We start from the raw sequence: 639 nt of genomic DNA, 5'->3' as shown, positions 1-639 counted from the left end.
TTACAACGAAATTGTCGAGTATTGCTGTCTAGCGTGGAATAGATTCATATCGTGTAAAAGCCGAGTGAGAAAACTATGCCAAAGAGACTGGGCAAATCTGGGAAGACTTTAATCATAATTGGTATAAATCGTATAAAAAATTGGCCATAATGACGAATGAAGGCGCTATCAATGTCATTCACACAAACGAAAAAGCCCGTTGCATAAGCAACGGGCTTTTTAACGTATTAGGCGCCTGGAAATGACCTACTCTCGCATGGGGAGACCCCACACTACCATCGGCGATACTGTGTTTCACTTCTGAGTTCGGAATGGGATCAGGTGGTGCCACAGCTCTATGGTTTCCAGACAAAAATTGTACGGAACAAATTTTTAACGCACTTTAGTGCGGCCCGTTAGGGTCAAATACACGGATGTATTTGATAAATTGCTCCTTTATCTAACGCATTATTCTTGATGCATTAAATAATAATTCGAAAAGCTGATTTGCTTTATTAAAGCGTACTTGAGGCCTCGCACTGCTTAAGCGCTCTATTCTAACACTAAGGTCAGTAAAACCCATCTGGGTTGTATGGTTAAGCCTCACGGGTCATTAGTACAAGTTAGCTCAACGCCTCACAACGCTTACACACCTTGCCT

General features: G+C 41.9%; 1 rRNA gene. It reads right to left on the bottom strand.

Features of this window, described 5'->3' with window-relative positions:
- Positions 1–233 precede the first annotated feature (233 nt).
- A 5S ribosomal RNA gene (gene rrf / locus ACWXWT_RS20605) occupies positions 234–349 on the bottom strand.
- Between the last annotated feature and the right edge of the window lie 290 nt (positions 350–639).

This window comes from Shewanella sp. A22, from assembly GCF_053850585.1.
This window is presented reverse-complemented; position numbering and strand designations above follow the sequence as displayed.